The following is a 15,341-nucleotide window of genomic DNA, read 5'->3' as shown; positions in this document are numbered from 1 at the left end:
TCCTTTTAGTTAAGCTTTCTTTGCAAGTTTTTCAATTGCGTCTCTGTTCATGTCATCCATCTGTGTACTCATAGCTTTTTGATACATGCCAACAAGACGATTTGTTTCTATCATTTGTGTCATCATCTTCACTGCGTTTACATTACTCTTTTCAACAAAGCCTTGAGATACTGCGCCACTTGTATCAATATGAGTCATTCTCTTCATATCTTCCATTACATAAAGGTTGTTGCCCTCTTTTTTTAAAAGTGACATCTCTTCAGGTTGTGCAATAAATAGCTTTTTAGTTTGAGTGAACTGTACACTTCCTGGAACATTTGTAGATATCTGTCCATTTTTATCTACAGCAATGGTGCTATCTTGCGTTGCAAATTCAATGCTAGCATCATCTCCACTATCATAATCACTAGCTAAAACTTCATAACCCTGCTTTGTTACAAGTTTTCCTTCATCATTAACACTAAAAGAGCCATCTCGAGTAAGTCTTACTCCCTGAGGTGTCTTTACTGCAAAAAAGAGTCCTTCACGAGAAAGAGCGAAGTCTAGAGTATTTGAAGTTTTTTGTAGTTGACCTACAGAGTGATTTGTATATTCATCTGAAACTTGAGGTGCTCTAGTCATAGTTCTATTGATGAATTCAGCTCCACTTTGAGTGTTGTTTTCATTTGGTAGTTTATCTCGAGCCTCTTTATAGATACGCATGAAATCACCAACGATTAAATTATCCTCTTTGAAACCTGCCGTATTGACATTTGCTAAATTATTAGAAATAGCGTCTAGCCTGTTAAACTGCGTAACCATTCCAGCAGCAGAACTATAGTATCCTGTTTGCATTTATCATCCTTGAGTTGCATTATTAAAAGTTAAAAAGCAAGGAGTGTTCCAAAAATATTTTCAGCACTACTTAATTTGATTTGGGTATAATCCACCTTTTAAAATCCTTAACTTTCGGAGTATCCTCCCATATGACAGCAAAAGAACTCAACAAAGCCATAGAGACCTTTTTCGAAGAGCATAAATCAAAAGATTGTGTAACCTACGAATCTCTTATCGAGCTTTTTGAAAAACAACCCTCAGCCTCACAAGCTAAAAATATTTTAAAACTTTTAACGAAACACAAAAAATGTATCTATACGTCAAGTGAGCATGCAAAAAAACTTAATGACCAAGAAGCAGAAGCAAGAAGAAGTGCTCAAAGAAAAATGCTTGAAGATAATGAATCAGACAAATTTGACATTCTAAAAGAGCATGAGCTTCTTGAGTGGTCACGTTCTGATTCTCCTGTTCGTATGTATCTTCGTGAAATGGGACAAATTCCACTTCTTACAAAAGAAGAAGAGATAGAAATATCTAAAAAGATAGAGGGTGGAGAGAGTATTATTATTGACGCTATCTGTTCTGTACCTTATCTTATAGAGTTTATCTTGGACTACAAAGAGCCACTTATAAATCGTGAGAGACGCGTTAAAGAGCTCTTTAAAAGTTTCGAAGATGAAAAAGAAGATGATGATAATGACTCTTCTGATGATACAGATGGAGCTTCTGAAGAAAAAAATCTTACTGCTAAAGATAAAACAAGAGTTGAAAAAGTTTCTACAAGCTTTAAAGCGCTTGAAAAAGCTAAAAAAGAGTGGACTAAACTATCTGAAAAATTACCTGAGGGTATTGATAGTGGAGAGATTACAGAAGATATCGTTTACTACTTTTTAGCAGTTAGTTTTAAAAAATCAGTGCTTAAAGAAAAGCTTCTTGATTTAGGACCAACGTCTAAACTTATAAACGAACTTGTAAAAGCTATGGAGACTGCACTAAAGAGTGATGAAGGATATGATAAAGAGCTTAAACGTCTTGAGTATAAGCTTCCACTATTTAATGATACACTTAAAGCAAATCATAGAGTTTTAGTAAATAAGATTCAAGAGCTTAATAAAGAAGATATCGCAAATATGGTTCCAGAAGCTACAATGGTCTCTACATATATGGAAATCAAAAAACTTGTACAAACAAAAGAGGCGTCTAAGAACTCTTTTGACATGGAACCAGAAAAATTAGCTGATATTTTAGAGCAGATTAAACGTGGTAAAAACATCTCTGAAATTTCAAAAACTAAAATGGCAAAATCAAACCTTAGACTAGTGGTCTCTATAGCTAAACGCTATACAAACCGTGGTCTTCCATTCCTTGACTTAATTCAAGAGGGAAATATCGGTCTGATGAAAGCTGTTGACAAATTTGAGTATCAAAAAGGTTACAAGTTTTCAACTTATGCTACATGGTGGATTCGTCAAGCTATCTCTCGCGCTATTGCTGATCAAGCTAGAACTATACGTATTCCTATTCATATGATTGAAACTATTAACCGTATTAATAAAATCATGCGTAAGCACCTTCAAGAAAATGGTAAAGAGCCGGATGTTGAAACAATCGCTGAAGAGGTAGGTCTTTCAGTTGAAAAAGTAAAAAACGTTATCAAAATTACAAAAGAGCCAATATCTCTTGAAGCACCAATTGGTAGTGAAGATGATGGACGTTTTGGTGACTTTATAGAAGATAAAACATCACTATCTCCATCTGACGCAATACTAAAAGATGATTTAAGAGTTCAAATTGAAACTGTACTTGATCAACTTAATGAGAGAGAAAAAGCAGTTATCAAACTTCGTTTTGGAATTATGGATGATGAGAGTGATAGAACTCTTGAGGAAATTGGTAAAGAGTTAAGCGTAACTCGTGAACGTGTACGTCAAATAGAATCTAGTGCAATTAAAAAGCTTAAACATCCAAAAGTTGGACGTAGACTTAAAAACTATATAGAAGAGTAAAGATAATTATGACTTTTGAGCAGCAATGGTTGGAGTATGACTACAATCCTTTTGTAGTTTTCAACTCAAATGGAAAAATAATCTCTTTAAACTCTGAAGCTCAATTTCTACTAGGTTCTATTAACCCAGCAGAACTATTCGAGCTAGCGCAGGCCTATGCGAGCATAAGCTTTGGCTTTAAGACAAGTTTCCTTGATTTGGAGTATGGTAGGTACAAGTTTTTTGCCCTTACTGTTGGCTATGAAGATGAAAACCAGATTGGTATCAAACTTTATCAGTCACCATCTTTTAAACTTAACACTGTTAAACCAGAGGGTGAATTAACAAATATATTTACGCTTACTGATCTTTGTATCTCTACAAACTCAATCAGCTCTCCTGTTAAATATACAAAAAATTACGACCCTACTATCCCAGACATTATAATAAACTCAAATAAGTTCATTAAAGTCTTAAATAAAATGTATGCTTGCGTACAAGAAAATGAGACTATAGATACAAAAGTATTTTACAGAATTGGTGAACATATTAAGTTTGAAGATAAAAAATATAGTATATTCTCAATTTCAGTAGATGCAAACAATATTGATAAAACAAAAAGTTCTGAACTAAAGAACTTTGCAGAGGCAAATGAGTTTCACATAGAAGTCGGTCAAAGTTTAACGCTAAATATCCCTATGATAACAGACTAGTTTTTTATAGCCTCTTTTGAGACTATAGAACCAACTACTATGCCTAAAAGCAGTGCTGGAAGATAAAATCTAAGCTCAAGTAATTCATTATTTTTTAATGCTATAAAACCCAAAATTAAAAATATATAAGGAAGAATTCTAAATAAAGAAACGCTTCCTCTAGCTCCATGCTTTATACTTTTAAAACTGAATGTTTTTATCTTAGCTTTTTCCTCTTTTACAATCTCTTTTAAATTTAACTCTTCTACTGGTTGATAATTGATTTCTTCACCATCGTAAAGTTCATGAGGGTCTTCTATATCATCTAACAAGTCTCGCTTATCCTCAAATGAATCAGACTCTATGTTAGAGACAACCATCTTCTTATAAGCAAGGGAAGAGCCTATTATAACGAGTAATGAGCTCAAAAATGCGACCTGAGTACTTGCAAACGCAGCAGATGAAAAAAAGCATACAGCTAAAACTAATAGTTCTGCTATAAGCAGAGTACTAATAATTTTTTTCACCATAATCCTCATCGTCATCATCATCCAACTGCTTCTTAATAGCATACCTTGGTTCTTTAGCTAACTCTTCAAATACTTTGTACTGCTTGGAGTAAGCCTTATAAACATTTAAAATCGCAGCAGCGATACCTATAGCTACACCAACCCAAAATAACCAGCCGATGTCAGTAAGTCTACGCAGTTGCCATCCTATACCAACACCCATTAAAATAGCAACAACCATAGATATCCCTAAAGATAAGCTATCGGCTGCTTCTATAATTGGCTTAATGCGAGGAGCTTTTTCTTTGTTATCCATTTTTAATTCTTGTTAGCACTTTTACACTTGCTTTAATGGCATTTTCTATCATCTCATCAGTAATTGCTGTAGATATAAAGCCGGTTTCATAAAGTGAACAAGCAAAATAAAAGCCCTCTTCTAGCATACCTGCATGAAACTTTGCAAAAAGTTCGGCATCTGAGTTGCAAGCATCAGCAAAATTTTTCACAGGCTTGTCATTAAAGAAAAAGCCGAACATACTTCCTCTCGTATCAACCTGCATAGTAATACCGAGCTCTTTAGCGCCACTTTGCATCCCTTGAACAAGTCTTTGTCCTCTTTCTTCAAGTACTTTCATAACTCTTGCACTTTTTTTAAGTTTACTAAGCGCTGCAAGACCGGCTGCCATTGCAACTGGATTACCACTAAGTGTACCTGCTTGATAGACTGGTCCATCAGGTGAAAGCTCGGCCATTATCTCTGCACGTGCACCAAACGCACCAACTGGCATTCCACCACCTATAACCTTCCCTAGCGTTACAATATCAGGTGAAGTTCCAGTGATAGACTCTGCACCATTAATGGAAGCACGGAATCCACTCATTACTTCGTCAAAAATAAGTAGTGCTCCATTTTCATCACAAAGCTTTCTAAGCTCGGCTAAAAAAACTTTATCAGCAGGAACAAGTCCCATATTTCCAGCAATTGGTTCTATAATCACACAAGCTATATCGCTAGAATCAGCGAAACATTTTTTTACGCTTTCTATATTATTGTATTCTGCAAGTAGTGTGTGCTTTGTAAAATCAGCTGGGACACCAGGACTTGAAGGGTTACCAAATGTTGCCGCACCACTTCCTGCTTCAACTAAAAGAGCATCACTATGACCATGATAACAGCCTGTAAACTTCACAATGTCATCTCTATGAGTAAATCCACGGGCTAAACGGATAGCACTCATAACAGCTTCTGTACCACTACTTACGAAACGAACCTTGTCAATTGAGTCAAAAAATGAAACCACAAGTTTTGCAAGTTCAGTTTCTGCTTCAGTGGGCGCGCCAAAACTTAGGCCATGTTTTACTGCTTCTATCACCGCTGCTTCTATACTTTCGTCTCTATGACCAAAAATCAGAGGTCCCCAACTTTGAACAAAATCTACATACTTATTACCATCAACATCACTTAAATACGCACCTTGGCCCTCAGTTATAAATATCGGAGTTCCTCCTACACTTTTAAATGCTCTAACCGGGGAATTTACTCCACCTGGAATTAAACTTTGTGCTTCTTCAAATGCTTTTTGAGATTTCTGCGTGCTCATAAATTTTAACCTTAATATTTTTTACAATTATAGCTAACTTGTATTAATATTGATTTGCTATAATCTCTCAACTAATTTTTTGGGACTTTATTTGAACAGATCCACATTTGCGCTTTTTGTAGCACTTTTAATCCATATAATCTTTATGCTGCTTTTTTGGATAGTGGCAAATAATTCAATTTCCATGAAGGTCCCAAATGAGCAAGAAAAGAAAATAAAAATATCCCTTAAAGAGTTACCTCAAAAGCATAAAGAGAGTGGCTTAGATAAAAAAGTTCCTAAACCAAAAGAAATCGCTCCACCTATGCCAAAGGGTAAGCAACTTGAAAAAATAATAAAGCAGGAACCTCTCAAATATAACCCTTCTAAAAAACCAGAGGAGCCTCACTTAAATGTAGATCCCGAACCTAAACCAACCTTGCCAAAAGAAGAGATTTTAACGAACTTACCTAGCGCAGAATTATTAATACCTTTTAGTGAAGAGGAGCCTATAGATGAAAAGCCGAAGCAACAAAAGGTAGAAGAAGATCCAATGGCTTGGATGTATGAAGATAAATCTAAAGAAGAGAAAAAAACAAAAACAGTAGCCTCTCATAAGGGAGGAAACCTCTCTCAAAATATAAAAGAACTTTACGGTGATGAGTTTGGAAAGCTCTCTCCAGGGCAACAAGAGTATATTATAGATAATCAAGAGATAATGCGAAGAATAACTCAAGAGGTTCTCACTCGTGTAGCTCGTGTTAATATAGCTCATAATCTTAGTGTAAACAGTAGCAATGTAGTAGAGTTTTATATTCATCCAAATGGTGATATGACAGACTTTAAGTTCCTCTCAAAAAGTGGACATTATGTGTTAGATGACACAACAAAAGAGACTATAGAATATGCTTATAGCAGGTATCCAAGACCTACAGAAAAAACATTAGTGCGTTACAATGTTTATTATAACTTAGCAAGATATTAAAAAAGAGGGATAAATAAGAGAGGAAATGAAGTATAAAACCTATTAAGTTTTATACTCATTTAGAAGTGCGTTAAGTTGTGATGTCATCTCTGAAAGATTATCAGACGCAGATGCAATTCCCTCAACACTTTTTGCATTTTCAGAAGAGAGCTTGTTAATACGCTCAACTTGCTGAATCATATGGTCAATAGTTTTAGAGTTATCTATGTATCCATCAACTGTTTTATCTACTTTAATTAGTGATGCTTCCATAGACTCAACACTACTACCAATCTCCTCTTCAACACTTTGTGCATTAGTGGACAACTCTTCAATTTTTTGTGCATTATCAGATATCTGCTCGCTTGTATCTTGAACAGACTGAACAATAACACTAATTGTTGCATTTATTTCTGAGAGTGATTTTTGCGTACGCTCTGCAAGTTTTCTTACTTCATCAGCAACAACAGCAAATCCACGTCCATGCTCACCTGCACGAGCAGCCTCAATAGCTGCGTTTAAAGCAAGAAGGTTTGTTTGATCGGCGATATCAGCTATTACAGTTAAAACATCTTTTACTTGTTGTGTATCTTGAGAAAGTTGTTGTAGTTTATCAGCCATTTCACTCTCAACTTGAGAACGGTTATAAACCTCTGCTGCTAACTCTTTAATACTATTGTTAGCATTAAGAAGTTGCTCACCCGTGTCTGATATCTCTTGTTTAACAGTTTGAGCGTCATTTATTGCAATTTGAAGAATCTCTTGAAGATCTGATCCCTCTCTTGTTACATCTCTTACAATATCTGCTTCTTCAAGAGCTTTTTGCTCTATCTCTTGTGATGTAGTAGATAAGTTATCTGCAATAGCTGCATTTTTCTGACTCATCTGTTTTGCTTCATCAACAGTGATACGAACTTTCTCTATAAATCCATTAATGTTATTTCCAACCTCGTGCATCTCATCACCTTTTGAGAGGTGAATATTTTTTGTTAAATCACCCTCCCCTTTGGCTAAATCATACGCAGCACTTTGAAGAAGTGTAAGCTTAATTACTATAAGTTTTTGAATAGAGAGAATAATAACCGCAGTCAATATAACAATAATAATCAAAGCAATAATTAAAATCATATTTCTAGTTTCAATCACGCTCTCAAGAGCTTCATCTCTATCCATCTTAACAATCACACCCCATTTATCTCCAAAGAAATTTACAGGAGTGTATGAGTTAAGAATTTCATTACCTCGATAATCATTTGCCATCATAGCGCCAGATTCACCATTTAAAACTTTTCTTGCAGGTTCTGTATCAACGCTAAATAACCCAATTGTTGTCTTAAACTCTTGAACTAAACTATCTTCAATTGTATTTACAAAACGACTATCGGTTCTCATCTTTTTATCTTGAGCGATTAAAAAAGCCTCACCAGTTTCTCCAAGCCCGGCCTCTTTAAATTTACCGTGAAAGTTCATTGTATTATTGAAAGTCGCAATTGGAAGTTTAAAAATTATAACACCTTCAATATCCTCATGGAAATAAAGAGGCGACGCTATAAATGACGCTGCCTTGTTATAACTTGGCATATACGGAGCAAAGTCATCAAATACAACTTCACCTAATTTTGCCTTCATCGCTTTTTTAAATACACTTGCCAATCCACTATCTTTATAAACGCCATCTATTAAATTTGTTCCAAAATCTTTTTCTTTATATGTACTATAGACAACATTACCTTCCACATTTACTAGAAATACATCATAAAGGCCAAATTGATCAGATAATGCTTTAAATTTTCTATGATATAGAGAGTGTTGCTTTGAGTAATCATCTTTATGCAACATATTCATTTTGAGTTTATTTTTCTCACCAATTTTATACTCATTCTCTATGATATATAACTCTTGAGCTATTTTACCATTGTTACTTTTTGGAAGGTATTTTTCTGTAGCTTTTCTTTGCTTAGTTCCCGGATAGTTAAAGTTAATCTTATTCAGGTACTTCTTTTCATAATGCTCAGTTAAATGCGTTACAGCGGAATCAATATCAACTTCAGCCTCATCCTCAAGAGCGTCAAAACCATCACTTAAGTACCAAAGAGTCTCAACTGTATTAATATCACTTGATGTAGAACGAATAAGACCTGATAAAAATCCCGTGAACTCTTTAAGACCAGCCGCCTTAGCCTCTGATATACTGTTTAGCTGATCCATCCTTGCTTTTAGTAAGGCATCTGATGACTTATCTATCGCAACTATAGATATGGCTATACCTAGTAATAGCAAACCAACTGTGCTTAATGCAACAAGCCTAAATTTAATACTCTTAAAATTCATTAACTCTCTCCTTGAACTATCTATCTAAATGTGCTTGATTATATCATCACTTTATATATAAAAGCTTAAAACAAACTAACTACATATATAAAATATTCTAATGTGAGTCAAAATATTTCAATTTCAAATATATGTGTTTTTTAAGGTTTTATTTTATTTTCTAGTAGGGACAATGCCCCTTTATAGATGGGTTCATCTATAAAACCATACTCTTCATCTACAAAACCGGAAATACCTTCATCTCTATGCATTTCAAAAAGTTTGACTATTATCATGGCACGATTAATCTCTTTTTCTTTATTTACAAATAGTTTATTTACCAAAGAAACTTGCGATGGCGAAATGCAGCCTTTTGAATCATATCCCATACTTTTTTCCAACTCTATCCATTTGCCAAATGTATCTAAATCTTTAAACTCCTGAAACACAAAAGATACAGGCTTGACTTTCATAGACTTAGATGTAATCAAAAAGTGCGAAAGCATATACTTTATGGTTGGGTTTTGTAGCTCAATTAAACTTTGAGCTAATCCCATATCTGCGAAGAGATCAAGTATGCCTAAGTAGAAAGTTGTAACTCTTTTATTTACCGCTAAAGTAGAAAGATTATGCCAAGATTCAGCAGTTTCTATAGAGAGATGCAAATCTATATCTTCGTTAAGTAGTGCCAAAACACTTCTTACTTCATTTTGATTTTTTATTTTAGGAACCCTAATAGCGTCTGGCATAAACTGGTTTAAGTAAGCTATCTCTTCATATCCACTCTCATCTAATGAGTTAACCCTCACTACTATTTTTTTAGAACTTTTTTTCATTTTACTTAGAAAAATAGCACATAGAACAAGAGCAAAAGGTTTCTCTTGCTTACTTACTCCATCTTCAAGATTAAGCATAATACAATCAGCTTCAAGTTCTTCTATTTTAGAGAGATGCTTAATGTTATTACATGAGAGCATTAAGACTGATCTGAAATCATTAGTTCTGTTTATCTCTCGAAAACAGGGAACTGCCATTGAGTCAAGTAATTCTAAATCTCTTGATTCATATGCTTGGATTATTTTACTTAGCAATCGGTTTCTCCTTCATTTTAGCTCTCTCATCATGATGTAAGTAGAGATAGAGTGCTTGAACCTCTTTATCTGTTAAAAAGTATCGAGGCATTCCCTTTTTTCTTTTATTGAGTTCCTTATAAAAATATCTATATTCGAGCTTATTTATCGCAGGACCATCAAAAGATTTTTGTTCCCCTTTATGTTTATAAGTAGCTATTACTTTACCTTCACCATTTTCACCATGACACTTTTGACATCCTATGCCGCGTGGGTTTTTATACAGTTGCGAAGCATACTCTATGGGTGATATAAAGCTACCAGCTCCATATAAAAAAAGTGGTGTAAGTAAAATTAGTATATATTTCATTATTAGCCTAATGTAATTTTAAAAGGGTATAATAACAAAAATATTATTTACGAGGTTTAAATGCAGTTATTAGATGGCAGAACACTTTCAAAAAAAATAGAAACACAAGTTGCACAAGATGTAAAAAAGCTAAAGGAAACTTGTGGTTGCACCCCTGGTTTAGCAGTTGTTCTTGTCGGACAAGACCAAGCAAGTGCAGCATATGTAAATATGAAGAAGAAAGCTTGTGACCGTGTAGGTTTTTACTCTATAACTCATGATATGCCTGAAAATATCTCTCAAGAAGCGATAGAGAGAACTATAATTAGTATGAATGAAAATGATAGCATTGATGGAATTTTAATTCAGCTTCCTCTTCCAAGCCAGATAGATACTACAAAACTTTTAGAGCTTGTTGCCCCAGAAAAAGATGTAGATGGATTTCACCCTTACAATGTTGGCCGTCTTGTTACAAACCTTGATGGTTTTGTTCCTTGTACGCCACTTGGTGTTATGGAGCTTTTAAAAGAGTATGACATAGATGTAAAGGGTAAAAACTGCGTAGTGATTGGTGCTTCAAATATAGTTGGAAAACCTATGGCATCACTCCTTTTAAACGCTGACGCTACAGTAGAAATCTGCCATATATTTACAGATGATTTAAAACGTCACACTTTAAACGCAGACGTTATTCTCGTTGGTGTTGGCGTTATAAATCTTATCACTGAAGACATGGTTAAAGATGACGTTGTGATTATTGACATTGGCGTTAGTAGAACTAAAGAGGGAAAACTTGTTGGTGACGTTGACTTTGAAAATGTTAGTAAAAAAAGCTCATACATAACACCAAGTCCTGGAGGAGTTGGTCCAATGACCATAGCAATGCTTCTACAAAATACTCTTAAAGCAGCGAAAATAAATGCACAAAAAAAGAACAGCTAAATGAAAAAAGTTTTTAATAAAGCATATAAATTTTCAAACTCATGGCCAGGAACTATTATAATAGTTCTGTTTGTTATCTTTTTTATCGCTCAAGCCTTTAGAATACCTAGTGGAAGTATGAAAGATTCTCTTCTTATCGGAGACCACCTTTTTGCTAAAAAATTTGCTTATGGCGTTTCCATGCCACATATTCCATTCCTTGAAATGTCAATTATGCCATGGAGTGATAAGCTGCGTTTAGCAGATGGTGACAGACCTGAACGTGGGGATATTGTTATCTTCAGATATCCAGGAAATATAAAGCAGCACTTTGTAAAACGCTGTGTTGCACTTCCGGGAGATGAGTTATTTGTAGCAAATAAAGACCTTTTTATTCATTATAATGAAGGTGATGAGTGGATAAAAGAAAACTTCACTGATTTTGAAATTGCATCATATGAGAATAAACTATGGGTTAAAAATCCTTATATGAAAGAACACCCAGGAATTCATCATGATGAAAAAATCATTAATAATGGTAACTATCCTATGCCTCTTTTTTATCTGAACCCTTTAAAAGTGGAAGAAGATAGTTACTTTATGATGGGTGATAATCGTGACCATTCAAATGATAGCCGTTTTTGGGGTTCTGTTCCATATGATAACGTAGAAGGAACACCTTGGTTCATCTACTTTTCCATAGATGACAACTGGGAAATTAGATGGGATAGAGTTGGGAAAACGCCAACTGACCTAGAGGAGTCTCCTTATCTTGACAAGGCTATACAAGAGAGACTAATAGTAGATAAAGATTATCATGGAATCACTTGATATACTCAAAATAGCCGCTGCAGTACTTGCACTGGCTATTGCAATAATCGGTCATGAAATTATGCATGGGTGGATCGCGTTTATATATGGTGATACTACTGCAAAAAATGCGGGAAGACTTACTATTAATCCTATATCACATGTTGATATGGTTGGAACTATTCTTGTTCCTGTAAGTATGTACTTTTTACCAATGCTGTTTGGTGCAGAGAGTGGCCTCCTCTTCGGTTGGGCAAAGCCCGTTCCCATAAATACGGCTACTGTTATACGTAGCGGAGGCTATAACGCAGCGATGCAAGTTGACTTAGCGGGAATAGTCTACAACTTCACTTTAGCGGTTTTTGCCTCTATAGCTATCGTTGCTATGAATTCACCTGTTACAAGTGACTCTTTGGTTTATGTTTTTGCATATATATTTATCTATCAACTTTTAATCATAAACGTTGTACTTGGCGTTTTCAACTTACTCCCTGTGCCACAATTTGATGGAGCGCACTTTCTAATGCACTTAGCACTGAAGTATAAGATAAACGCCGTAGCGGAGTTCTTTTACAAAAATGAGAGATATGGCATCATAATAGTCTTAGTTATCTTAATGACTCCAATAAAAGATTATGTACTTTTTTTACCTGTTAGAACGATTTTAGGCTTATTATTATAAACACAAGGAAGAGAAATGAAGTTTTATATAGCGACAGACCATGCTGGAATTGAGTTAAAAGATTATACGGTTGAACTTTTAAAAGAGAAAGGTCACGAGGTAGTTGATTTAGGTCCATTTTCTAAAGATAGAGTCGACTACCCCGATTACGCGCATGAAGTAGCGCTCAACGTTTTAAAAGAGTCATCTGCTCAAGGTATCTTAATCTGTGGTTCAGGCATTGGTATGAGCATGGCGGCAAATCGTCATGCGGGAATTCGTGCAGCCCTCTGTCATGATGCTTATACAGCGACAGTTGCACGTGGTCATAATGATGCAAATATTTTATGTTTTGGTGAGCGTATAGTTGGAAAAGGTGTTGCAGAGTCAATACTTGACGCTTGGATAGCTGGTTCTTTTGATGGTGGTAGACACTGTGGACGTATTGAGAAAATAGAAATACAATAAACTTAAGGAAATAAGCTATGTTTTGGGAATGGTCACTTTTAACAATACTCTCTATTGTTTCAGTCTATCTCTTTGTAAAAATGTTTTACTTTAAAAGTATAACAAACAAAGAACAAAGAAGTAACGACTTAATGAAACTTACACTTACTGAGGCTGAAATTTTAATACGTAAGTATCAAATTCAACTCCAGCGTGCTCTTGGAAATGTAGACATACTAAGTGAAGAGCTAACAAAACTCAGAAATGAACTTAAAGTACTAAAACAACGTAACTCAAAACATAGACAAGAAACAGATAGACTCAATGGAAAAATAAAAGCTCTTGAGAGTCGTATTGACGCACTTTTATAAAGGATAACTTCATGACACTAACTCAAAAAGAAAGAGAAATAATAGAAAACTCTATAAGAGATATAAAAGATTTTCCAAAAGAGGGAATAGTCTTTAAAGACATCACTACGCTTTTAAATAACAAAGAAGCTTATGGCGTTTTAATGAATCATCTTCATAATAGATATAAAGATTATAACCTGGACTACATTGCTGGTATTGACGCACGTGGTTTTATTTTTGGCGCTGCATTAGCACAGATGCTTGGTCTTGGCTTTGTTCCTATTCGTAAAAAAGGTAAGCTTCCTTATACTACCATAAGTGAGAAATACGTCTTAGAGTATGGCGTAGATGAGATAGAAGTACATATAGACGCATTTGGAGAAAAAAAGGGAGCAAAGGTTCTTGTTATAGATGACCTTATCGCTACTGGCGGAACTGCAAACGCTGCGGCAACGCTTGTAAAACAAACTGGCGCGGAGTGCGTTGAGTGTTGTTTTATTATTGGTCTTGCGTTTTTAGACGGTATTAAAAAACTAGAAGAAAAAACAAAAGTATATTCACTTATAGAGGTTAACTAATGTATATCCCATCAGCTTCAAAATTCGATCCAGATGAGAATGGACACTTTGGAATTTTTGGTGGACGTTATGTCCCTGAAACTCTTATGCCAGCGCTACTTCAACTAAAAGAAGAGTATGAGAGCATACGTTTTGACAAAGATTTCTGGGCTGAAGTCCACTACTATTTAAAAGACTACGTTGGTCGCCCTTCCCCACTTTACTATGCGGCAAACATCTCTAAAGAACTTGGCGCAAAAATCTACTTAAAACGCGAAGATTTAAACCATACCGGAGCGCATAAAGTTAACAATGTAATCGCTCAAGGCCTTATGGCTAAACGTTTAGGGTATAAAAAAATCATAGCTGAAACTGGCGCTGGTCAACACGGCGTAGCGACTGCTACCATCTGTGCGTTATTAGACTTAGAGTGTGAGATTTTTATGGGTGCCAAAGACGTTGAACGCCAAGAACTTAACGTTTTTCGAATGAAACTCCTTGGTGCTAAAGTAAACGCCGTTGAGAGTGGAAGCCGAACTCTTAAAGACGCCATGAACGACGCGATTCGTCATTGGGTGACAAACGCGCGTGATACTTTTTACATCATAGGAACAGTGGCTGGTCCTCATCCCTACCCTATGATGGTTAGGGACTTTCAAGCCATTATAGGTTATGAAGCAAGAGCACAGATACTAGAGAAAGAAGATCGTCTACCAGATCATGTTATAGCGTGTATTGGCGGTGGATCAAACGCCATAGGAATGTTTCAACACTTTCTTGAAGATGAAGAAGTTGAGTGCATAGGCATAGAAGCGGGTGGACTTGGAATAGAGACGGATAAGCATGGCTGTTCTTTGAAAAAAGGTCGTCCAGGTGTTCTGCATGGTCAAATGTCTTATACGCTTCAAGATGAAGATGGACAGATTTTAGAAGCTCACTCTATATCTGCTGGACTTGATTATCCTGGAATTGGGCCTGAGCACTCTTTTCATAATGACAATGCTTCCGTAACATATGATAATGCGACTGATCAAGAAGCACTTGACGCCTTTGTATGGCTCTCTCAAAAAGAGGGAATAATACCTGCGTTTGAAAGCTCTCACGCAGTAGCTCACTTAAAGAAAATGAAAAATATAAAAGATAAACTTATTATAGTTAACCTCTCTGGTCGCGGTGATAAAGACATGATTCAAGCCAAAGATCTGCTAAAGTTTGACTAACTCTAAGAGGAGCTACTTTTTAGAGCTCTTCTTTAAACTATCCTCCTTCTAATAACTAAACTCATAAATCAACTATTTTTTATACTCTTTTTGATAC

Annotated in this window: 17 protein-coding genes; 10 read left to right on the top strand and 7 right to left on the bottom strand. The window is 35.4% G+C overall.

Translation table 11 applies throughout. The features are described 5' to 3' along the window. Nucleotides 1–9 precede the first annotated feature (9 nt). On the bottom strand, nt 10–834 hold the full coding sequence (locus GJV85_RS06270) for a flagellar hook-basal body protein (protein ID WP_207563007.1): 825 nt from the start codon (nt 832–834) through the stop codon (nt 10–12). A 131-nt stretch (nt 835–965) separates the two neighbouring features. On the opposite strand from GJV85_RS06270, the gene rpoD reads away from it, so the two are divergent. Then, complete coding sequence (rpoD, locus tag GJV85_RS06265; RefSeq protein ID WP_207563006.1) at nt 966–2,822, top strand: RNA polymerase sigma factor RpoD; 1,857 nt, start codon at nt 966–968, stop codon at nt 2,820–2,822. A gap of 8 nt (nt 2,823–2,830) precedes the next feature. Beyond that, nucleotides 2,831–3,514 (top strand): hypothetical protein, encoded by a 684-nt coding sequence (locus GJV85_RS06260; RefSeq protein WP_207563005.1) that lies wholly within the window; start codon nt 2,831–2,833, stop codon nt 3,512–3,514. On the opposite strand, the gene GJV85_RS06255 is transcribed toward GJV85_RS06260, so the two are convergent. Genes GJV85_RS06255 through hemL form a run of 3 tightly spaced genes read right to left on the bottom strand, consistent with a single transcriptional unit; the run spans nt 3,511 to nt 5,603 of the window. Further along, nucleotides 3,511–4,020 (bottom strand): hypothetical protein, encoded by a 510-nt coding sequence (locus tag GJV85_RS06255; protein ID WP_242689852.1) that lies wholly within the window; start codon nt 4,018–4,020, stop codon nt 3,511–3,513. The two genes, GJV85_RS06260 and GJV85_RS06255, sit on opposite strands and share 4 nt — an antisense overlap. Next, nucleotides 4,004–4,318, bottom strand: a complete 315-nt coding sequence (locus tag GJV85_RS06250) for an AtpZ/AtpI family protein (protein ID WP_207563004.1) — start codon at nt 4,316–4,318, stop codon at nt 4,004–4,006. The genes GJV85_RS06255 and GJV85_RS06250 overlap by 17 nt, the downstream gene beginning before the upstream one ends. Continuing rightward, nucleotides 4,311–5,603, bottom strand: coding sequence for a glutamate-1-semialdehyde 2,1-aminomutase (gene hemL / locus GJV85_RS06245; protein ID WP_207563003.1), 1,293 nt, complete (start codon nt 5,601–5,603; stop codon nt 4,311–4,313). Before hemL ends, GJV85_RS06250 begins: the two co-directional genes overlap by 8 nt. A 91-nt stretch (nt 5,604–5,694) precedes the next feature. Here hemL and GJV85_RS06240 point away from each other — a divergent pair, with 91 nt between their 5' ends. Further along, nucleotides 5,695–6,567 (top strand): energy transducer TonB family protein, encoded by an 873-nt coding sequence (locus GJV85_RS06240; RefSeq protein ID WP_242689851.1) that lies wholly within the window; start codon nt 5,695–5,697, stop codon nt 6,565–6,567. Nucleotides 6,568–6,609: 42 nt separating this feature from the next. On the opposite strand, the gene GJV85_RS06235 is transcribed toward GJV85_RS06240, so the two are convergent. The 3 genes from GJV85_RS06235 to GJV85_RS06225 all read right to left on the bottom strand — a co-directional run bounded on the left by GJV85_RS06235 (nt 6,610) and on the right by GJV85_RS06225 (nt 10,296). Then, complete coding sequence (locus GJV85_RS06235; RefSeq protein WP_207563002.1) at nt 6,610–8,877, bottom strand: methyl-accepting chemotaxis protein; 2,268 nt, start codon at nt 8,875–8,877, stop codon at nt 6,610–6,612. Nucleotides 8,878–9,017: 140 nt separating this feature from the next. Then, the gene (locus GJV85_RS06230; protein WP_207563001.1) at nt 9,018–9,947 is read right to left on the bottom strand and encodes an HpcH/HpaI aldolase/citrate lyase family protein; all 930 of its coding nucleotides are present in this window, start codon (nt 9,945–9,947) and stop codon (nt 9,018–9,020) included. Next, on the bottom strand, nt 9,937–10,296 hold the full coding sequence (locus GJV85_RS06225; protein WP_207563000.1) for a c-type cytochrome: 360 nt from the start codon (nt 10,294–10,296) through the stop codon (nt 9,937–9,939). The genes GJV85_RS06230 and GJV85_RS06225 overlap by 11 nt, the downstream gene beginning before the upstream one ends. A 60-nt stretch (nt 10,297–10,356) precedes the next feature. Between GJV85_RS06225 and folD the strand changes: the two genes are divergently transcribed. The 7 genes from folD to trpB are packed head-to-tail and all read left to right on the top strand — an operon-like array spanning nt 10,357 to nt 15,244. Further along, on the top strand, nt 10,357–11,217 hold the full coding sequence (folD, locus tag GJV85_RS06220) for a bifunctional methylenetetrahydrofolate dehydrogenase/methenyltetrahydrofolate cyclohydrolase FolD (RefSeq protein WP_207562999.1): 861 nt from the start codon (nt 10,357–10,359) through the stop codon (nt 11,215–11,217). Further along, a complete protein-coding gene (lepB, locus tag GJV85_RS06215; RefSeq protein ID WP_207562998.1) occupies nt 11,218–12,027 on the top strand; it encodes a signal peptidase I in 810 nt (269 codons plus the stop codon). It abuts the gene before it with no gap. Beyond that, nucleotides 12,014–12,688, top strand: a complete 675-nt coding sequence (locus tag GJV85_RS06210) for a site-2 protease family protein (RefSeq protein WP_207562997.1) — start codon at nt 12,014–12,016, stop codon at nt 12,686–12,688. The genes lepB and GJV85_RS06210 overlap by 14 nt, the downstream gene beginning before the upstream one ends. A 15-nt stretch (nt 12,689–12,703) precedes the next feature. Then, complete coding sequence (gene rpiB / locus GJV85_RS06205; protein ID WP_207562996.1) at nt 12,704–13,135, top strand: ribose 5-phosphate isomerase B; 432 nt, start codon at nt 12,704–12,706, stop codon at nt 13,133–13,135. A 17-nt stretch (nt 13,136–13,152) separates the two neighbouring features. Then, complete coding sequence (locus tag GJV85_RS06200; protein WP_207562995.1) at nt 13,153–13,485, top strand: hypothetical protein; 333 nt, start codon at nt 13,153–13,155, stop codon at nt 13,483–13,485. 11 nt (nt 13,486–13,496) lie between these two features. Then, entirely contained in the window at nt 13,497–14,045 is a 549-nt protein-coding gene (locus tag GJV85_RS06195) for an adenine phosphoribosyltransferase (protein WP_207562994.1), read from the top strand. After that, a complete protein-coding gene (trpB, locus tag GJV85_RS06190) occupies nt 14,045–15,244 on the top strand; it encodes a tryptophan synthase subunit beta (RefSeq protein ID WP_207562993.1) in 1,200 nt (399 codons plus the stop codon). The genes GJV85_RS06195 and trpB overlap by 1 nt, the downstream gene beginning before the upstream one ends. The last annotated feature ends 97 nt before the right edge of the window (nt 15,245–15,341 follow it).

It is taken from the genome of Sulfurimonas aquatica (genome assembly GCF_017357825.1).
Taxonomy (GTDB): domain Bacteria; phylum Campylobacterota; class Campylobacteria; order Campylobacterales; family Sulfurimonadaceae; genus Sulfurimonas; species Sulfurimonas aquatica.
The sequence above is the reverse complement of the archived record's forward strand: the minus strand, read 5'-3'. Positions and strand labels throughout refer to the sequence as shown.

Bases quoted from the DNA above. Each gene is read 5' to 3' on its own strand.
- GJV85_RS06260 (WP_207563005.1), top strand. From the start codon at position 2,831: ATGACTTTTGAGCAGCAATGGTTGGAGTATGACTACAATCCTTTTGTA.
- GJV85_RS06225 (WP_207563000.1), bottom strand. From the start codon at position 10,296: ATGAAATATATACTAATTTTACTTACACCACTTTTTTTATATGGAGCT.
- folD (WP_207562999.1), top strand. From the start codon at position 10,357: ATGCAGTTATTAGATGGCAGAACACTTTCAAAAAAAATAGAAACACAA.
- rpiB (WP_207562996.1), top strand. From the start codon at position 12,704: ATGAAGTTTTATATAGCGACAGACCATGCTGGAATTGAGTTAAAAGAT.
- GJV85_RS06210 (WP_207562997.1), top strand. From the start codon at position 12,014: ATGGAATCACTTGATATACTCAAAATAGCCGCTGCAGTACTTGCACTG.
- trpB (WP_207562993.1), top strand. From the start codon at position 14,045: ATGTATATCCCATCAGCTTCAAAATTCGATCCAGATGAGAATGGACAC.
- rpoD (WP_207563006.1), top strand. From the start codon at position 966: ATGACAGCAAAAGAACTCAACAAAGCCATAGAGACCTTTTTCGAAGAG.
- GJV85_RS06250 (WP_207563004.1), bottom strand. From the start codon at position 4,318: ATGGATAACAAAGAAAAAGCTCCTCGCATTAAGCCAATTATAGAAGCA.
- GJV85_RS06200 (WP_207562995.1), top strand. From the start codon at position 13,153: ATGTTTTGGGAATGGTCACTTTTAACAATACTCTCTATTGTTTCAGTC.
- GJV85_RS06270 (WP_207563007.1), bottom strand. From the start codon at position 834: ATGCAAACAGGATACTATAGTTCTGCTGCTGGAATGGTTACGCAGTTT.
- GJV85_RS06235 (WP_207563002.1), bottom strand. From the start codon at position 8,877: ATGAATTTTAAGAGTATTAAATTTAGGCTTGTTGCATTAAGCACAGTT.
- GJV85_RS06195 (WP_207562994.1), top strand. From the start codon at position 13,497: ATGACACTAACTCAAAAAGAAAGAGAAATAATAGAAAACTCTATAAGA.
- hemL (WP_207563003.1), bottom strand. From the start codon at position 5,603: ATGAGCACGCAGAAATCTCAAAAAGCATTTGAAGAAGCACAAAGTTTA.
- lepB (WP_207562998.1), top strand. From the start codon at position 11,218: ATGAAAAAAGTTTTTAATAAAGCATATAAATTTTCAAACTCATGGCCA.